The organism is Alkalibacterium sp. m-11, assembly GCF_054658155.1.
In genome coordinates this window covers 1-5433 of the sequence record NZ_BAAGIR010000129.1, presented here as the reverse complement: position 1 = coordinate 5433, position 5433 = coordinate 1, and the positions used below count along the sequence as shown (strand labels likewise).

The 5433-nt window shown below is 35.2% G+C and carries 8 protein-coding genes; all 8 read left to right on the top strand.

Features of this window, described 5'->3' with window-relative positions:
* The first annotated feature begins 212 nt into the window (after positions 1-212).
* The 8 genes from ACYQ2O_RS10265 to ACYQ2O_RS10230 all read left to right on the top strand — a co-directional run bounded on the left by ACYQ2O_RS10265 (position 213) and on the right by ACYQ2O_RS10230 (position 5343).
* Positions 213-515 (top strand): P-II family nitrogen regulator, encoded by a 303-nt coding sequence (locus tag ACYQ2O_RS10265; RefSeq protein ID WP_346025289.1) that lies wholly within the window; start codon positions 213-215, stop codon positions 513-515.
* Between the two features lie 191 nt (positions 516-706).
* Positions 707-1291 (top strand): DUF1538 domain-containing protein, encoded by a 585-nt coding sequence (locus ACYQ2O_RS10260; protein WP_346025288.1) that lies wholly within the window; start codon positions 707-709, stop codon positions 1289-1291.
* A complete protein-coding gene (locus ACYQ2O_RS10255; protein ID WP_346025287.1) occupies positions 1269-2093 on the top strand; it encodes a DUF1538 domain-containing protein in 825 nt (274 codons plus the stop codon). The genes ACYQ2O_RS10260 and ACYQ2O_RS10255 overlap by 23 nt, the downstream gene beginning before the upstream one ends.
* Positions 2086-2748 (top strand): P-II family nitrogen regulator, encoded by a 663-nt coding sequence (locus ACYQ2O_RS10250; protein WP_346025286.1) that lies wholly within the window; start codon positions 2086-2088, stop codon positions 2746-2748. The genes ACYQ2O_RS10255 and ACYQ2O_RS10250 overlap by 8 nt, the downstream gene beginning before the upstream one ends.
* Before the next feature lie 107 nt (positions 2749-2855).
* Positions 2856-3170, top strand: a complete 315-nt coding sequence (locus ACYQ2O_RS10245) for an NAD(P)-binding protein (RefSeq protein ID WP_346025290.1) — start codon at positions 2856-2858, stop codon at positions 3168-3170.
* 29 nt (positions 3171-3199) lie between these two features.
* The gene (locus ACYQ2O_RS10240; RefSeq protein ID WP_346025285.1) at positions 3200-3535 is read left to right on the top strand and encodes a TrkA C-terminal domain-containing protein; all 336 of its coding nucleotides are present in this window, start codon (positions 3200-3202) and stop codon (positions 3533-3535) included.
* Positions 3536-4033: 498 nt separating this feature from the next.
* On the top strand, positions 4034-4591 hold the full coding sequence (locus tag ACYQ2O_RS10235; RefSeq protein ID WP_346025284.1) for a GNAT family N-acetyltransferase: 558 nt from the start codon (positions 4034-4036) through the stop codon (positions 4589-4591).
* Positions 4592-4626: 35 nt separating this feature from the next.
* On the top strand, positions 4627-5343 hold the full coding sequence (locus ACYQ2O_RS10230) for a DUF4085 family protein (RefSeq protein WP_346025283.1): 717 nt from the start codon (positions 4627-4629) through the stop codon (positions 5341-5343).
* Positions 5344-5433 lie beyond the last annotated feature (90 nt).

The following is a 5433-nucleotide window of genomic DNA, read 5'->3' as shown; positions in this document are numbered from 1 at the left end:
ATGTTGGTAGTGGTACTCACATTTTACCAAAGAGAGCTGTCTTTTTCTTTACCTTTAAGCTGATTAATCTAAATAATCCTTATAATGTAAAGGATAGAACGGAGTTCTTAGGGGTGCGAAACTTGAGCAATAAACAAGTAACACTGATTTTCAGTTTTATGCAACACCAGTGATACATTATAAATAAAGAGTCAGGAGAGGAGAAGGACTAAATGTACCAAATGATTATTACTATTGTAGATCGAGGAAAAGCAGAAGATGTCATAGATGCTGCCAAATTGGCTGGTTCAAAAGGTGGAACAATTATCAATGCAAGAGGGGCAGGTATTCACGAAACCAATAAAATTTTCAATATGGAGATTGAGCCAGAAAAAGAAATGGTTTATATTCTGTCTAATTCTGATTCCACTGAATCAATTGTATCATCTATAAGAGAAGAAGTTGAAATTGATAAACCTGGTAAGGGAGTTATCTTTGTTCAAAACATCAATGAAGTATATGGTATGTTTGAATAGTTAGTGATTTATAATGAGCATGGCTATAGAATAACTTAATTATAAAAAAGTCACTGTATTAAAATTTAAGAAAGGATGACTGTATTGAATATTGCTAACTCCAAACTAAAGGAAGTATTTTTTGCTGTTTTGCCAATTATATGCTTAGTGTTTTTATTAAATCTCACCATCGTTCCAATGGATCTATCTATATGACTCGATTCGTTATTGGTGCTTTATTCGTCATAGTGGGTTTAACTATTTTTCTTCTAGGAGTTGATCTTGGTATTACTCCATTAGGAAATTATACAGGGAAGTCAGTAGCTAAGACGAATAAGTTGTGGATTGTACTGATAGCAGGCGCTATCCTTGGTTTCTTTATATCTATTGCAGAACCGGGATTACTGGTGCTTGCCAATCAAGTTGAAAGTGTTACATCTGGCCAAATAGCTTCAACAAGTATTTTAATTGTGGTCTCTTTAGGGATAGCTCTTATGCTAGCATTAGGGTTCCTTAGAATATTTTATAATATACCATTGTTTAAAATGCTTATGGCGTTGTACTTAACTATTTTCCTTTTAGCTATACTTGCGTCTCGTGAATTTCTGGCTATTGCGTTTGATGCTTCTGGATCTACAACAGGAATACTAGCGGTTCCCTTTATACTGTCTCTCTCAGTAGGTATTTCTAAATTGAAAAAAGGATACGAAAGCTTCAGAAAAAGACAGTTTTGGTTTGATTGCTATAGCATCGACAGGAGCGATTATATCCGTTATGATTCTCGATATAGTATCTAACTCAGAACCGTTATCAGCTACGATTGAAACGGAAGTGATGGAAACACAAACCATCCTTCAGCCTTTTATAGAAATGACGCCAACATATATATTAGAAAGCTTTATAGCCATTCTTCCATTATTAATAATCTTGCTGATTCTCCAGAAACTAGTTTTTAAATTGAGTAAAAAAGAGTTTCGTAAATTACTCACAGGGTTTATCTATTCCTTTATCGGATTATTTATCTTTTTAGTAGGGGTCAATACTGGATTCATGGATGTGGGTACTGCTATTGGGAATGATCTAGCATTACTTGATAACAAAGTTTATATACTGATCATCGGGTTTGTTTTAGGTGTGGCTACTATTTTAGCTGAACCGGCTGTTCATGTCCTGACTCAACAAATTGAAGATGTTACGAGTGGTTATGTCAAACGGCCTGCTGTATTAGTTTCTTTGTCAGCTGGTGTAGGAGGAGCCGTTTTACTGTCGGTCATTCGCATATTAGTCCCTTCTGTACAATTGTGGCATTACTTATTACCAGGTTATTTAATAAGCTTAGGACTAATGTTTTTTGCACCAAAACTCTTTGTGGGAATCGCATTTGATGCCGGTGGAGTGGCAACAGGTCCAATGACTGCAACATTTATCCTGGCATTTATTCAAGGAGCAGCGGGTGCATTTGAAGGTGCTGATGTCATTATTGACGGATTCGGAATGATTGCCATGGTAGCGATGATGCCCATAATTACTTTACAGATGTTAGGTTTGATTTTCTCAATTAGATCAAAGAGGAAAGGAGATGTAGAAACAAATGAGTAGTCTAGAAGATGTGAAAGTCTATGATTTAATTTACGTCATAGTGAATCAGGGCATAGGTTCAAAGGTTCTACGTCAAGCTAAGAAATATGGTGTTTCAGGTGGAACGATTATTTTAGGGAAAGGCACAATCATTAATCCTTTTTTAAACTTTTTATCCTTGTATGATGAAAAAAAAGAAGTAGTCTTAATGGTTGCCAATCGTGAAGTTGCAGAAAATACTTTAGATAAATTAAACAAGCAATTTAAATTCTATAAACCCCATCATGGTATTGCGTTTACTACGAGTACAGTTGAAGTTATAGGCTCTCGGTCAAGTATCTTCAAGGAAGACAAAAGCCAAGTGGTTGATCATCCGCTCTATCAAATTATTGTGACGATTGTCGATAGAGGAAAGGCAGACGATGTTGTAGAGGCTGCAAAGAGTGCAGGCTCAAGAGGAGGTACCATCATTAATGCAAGAGGTTCTGGTGTGAATGAAACAACTAAAGTTTTTGATATGGAAATAGACCCTGAAAAAGAGATGGTAATCATTTTAGCTAAAAATGATGCCACAGAATCTATCATGTCATCCATCAGAGAAAAGCTTGAAATAAATAAACCGGGTAATGGGATTATATACACCCAAGATGCGATGAATGTATACGGTGTTTACTAGTTGATTTCCATGGTAATAAGGAAGCTATTTATACTGTGCGAGTGTTCTGATATAGTTATCAATTTAGGAGGTAATAGCAATATGAATTCTAATAATCACTCAAATAAATTTATATCTGTGGTTATGGTAAGTTAGGAAAAAGCATTGCCGCTGAATTAAAAATCCATGATCAGGAATATGTTTTTGTTGAAAAACACGAAAAGAAATGCAAGCAATTAAAAAGTCTGAATGAACCTCATGTTTGTGGTAATGCTAAAAATGTTGACACGTTGATGAAAGCCGGTATAAAAAAATCTCAAGGGAGTGTTATTACCTTTTCAGATAATAGTGAAGTACTTTATACCGTTTTTTCGGTAAAAGAATTAGATTCTTCCTTAGATATTGTATGTGGGGCATCAGGAAAAGAAGCATATAGAAACTAAAGAAAGCTGGAGTAAAAAAAGTTCTAATAATGGACAGATTAATCTCGGACCGGATATTAGCACATTTAGAGAACCCATCTCTATCTCATTCTTTGAATCTACTTACTAAAAACGACCAGGAACAACTACTTGTTGAAGAGTTTATCATTGATGATCGGTCTGAATTTATTAATAAGGACTTTGAAAGTATACAGAAATTAGTGACCTCTAAGGCAATCATTCTAGGAATGCTTCGAGCTGGCACTGATGAATATATTTCTAATCCAAAAGCTGATACCAAAGTATGTAAAGGGGATACTTTATATATCATGGGATATTTAAATGAACTTGAAGAAGTAAAAGAGTTATTAGCCAGTGAAAGATAAGTTCTTAGAACAAGAAAAGAGTTTATACTGCAAAACATCTAGAGAATTTTTCTCACTGTAGAAGAGGTCATTACACACTAACAGTGTAATTAAACCTATATTGGGATGAACTGATAAAACTTAGCAAGTACTACTTCTGCTTTTATTAGATTGTAAGTACTATCATCTCAACGCATGTTGAAAGCGTAACAAGGCTTACTCGAGTAAAGCACATAATATGATATTTAGTTAGTATAAGACCCTCTAGGTGAAGTTTAAATGCCTAGAGGGTTCATTTGACTGTTGGATTAATGAAATAGACCTAGGTAAGTATAAGTTTGTTAAAAAACTTTTTCATCTAATGTCGGCAACCATTTCCTAATGCTCTTTTCACACCATCGCCCGCACGTACTCCTGTTTCCATATAGATTAAGTCCTTGCTACCAAATCATTTTTTATGTCGAAACACTCGGTTTTTTATGCTATTCTGATGTCGTTAATGAACTAGTATTTATATTGGTGAAAGTTGGAAAAAAAATGGTTCAATTAAGAAAGATTACCCACGATAATTTTGATGCAGTAATGGAGTTAAGCATGACAGATGAGCAGAAGGGAAATGTGGATTCCAGCATATATTGTTTGGCTAAAGCCTACGTAAAGATACTTAACGATGAAAAACCGCCTATGATTTTCGCTATATGCAACAATGATGAAGTCATAGGATATGTCGATATTGGATTTTACGAACTGTCCGAAGATTCATTTTTAAGTAAAAAATATGGAGATAAATATACTTATGGACTTAATCGCTTTATGATTGATAAAAAGCATCAAGGCAAAGGGTTTGGCAAACAAGCAATGATGAAAGTTATTGAATACATAGAGACGTTTCCACAAGGACAAGCTGATGCAGTGGCTACATCCTATTGGCTGGTGAACGAAGCCGTCCGGAAGCTGTTTGCGTCTGTCGGTTTCGTTGAAACAGGAGCAATATGGGACGGACAAACAGGCGATAATTGGAATGTAGAAAGAAAAGATATAGAGTATGCAGAAGTAGGGGCCAGACTTGGATTATAAAGGCAAGTTTAATCAAACTGAAAGGACATATATGTATGCGATATTTAACAAAAGAATGGTATGAATTATCTCAGATGACAGATTTTCTTTTTGATGTGAGAGTACATAAAGGGGCTGGCGTTTTTAACGAAGGGCTCTATCAAAGACTTTATAAAATAAAAGAGAAAGAATTTGTAGATATGCAGCAGGAAATATATGACACTGACCCTCGTTTTATGTTAGAAGAAGACGAAACTGCTATGGTCCCTCTAGATATGTTTATAAATGAAGAGATTATAAGTGAAGAGGATCAGCTGGTCTATTCTATGTCGCCCGAAGAAAAAGACCATATACAAAAACTTATAGAGGAATATGATAGTCGTCCGCCGTTTGATAAATATGATTGCAAAAAAACATTTGCAAACATTCATGAAACGCGTATAAGAGAGATAATGGATAAACTACCACATGAACTGTACCAGCAAATTGCTGATGTCCGAGTTTTCTCCCTAGGTTATTGCAGCAAAGCAGTCAAAAATCAGTTAAAAGCTTTAAGTTCAGATAACGAAAAAATGATGAATAACATTTTAAATGAGTATGATAAAGTACAGCAGGAAGAGAATATTCCTCAGATAATAGAAGAACGATTCAGCTTTCATGATTGCGAAGTAACAGATTTAAAGGTTGAGAAAAAAGATCTTGTCATCCACTTGAATACAGACGGAGGCTTTACCAATTTTAACGTAATTCCGAAAGAAGTCTCCCACTTCTAAGCGTATGGGTGCGAAGCACCAGTGAAAGTGGGAGATGAATTTCGGTCAAGCGATAGCTTGAAGTGGTTAATCTGTCCTTTTTGTTGTATA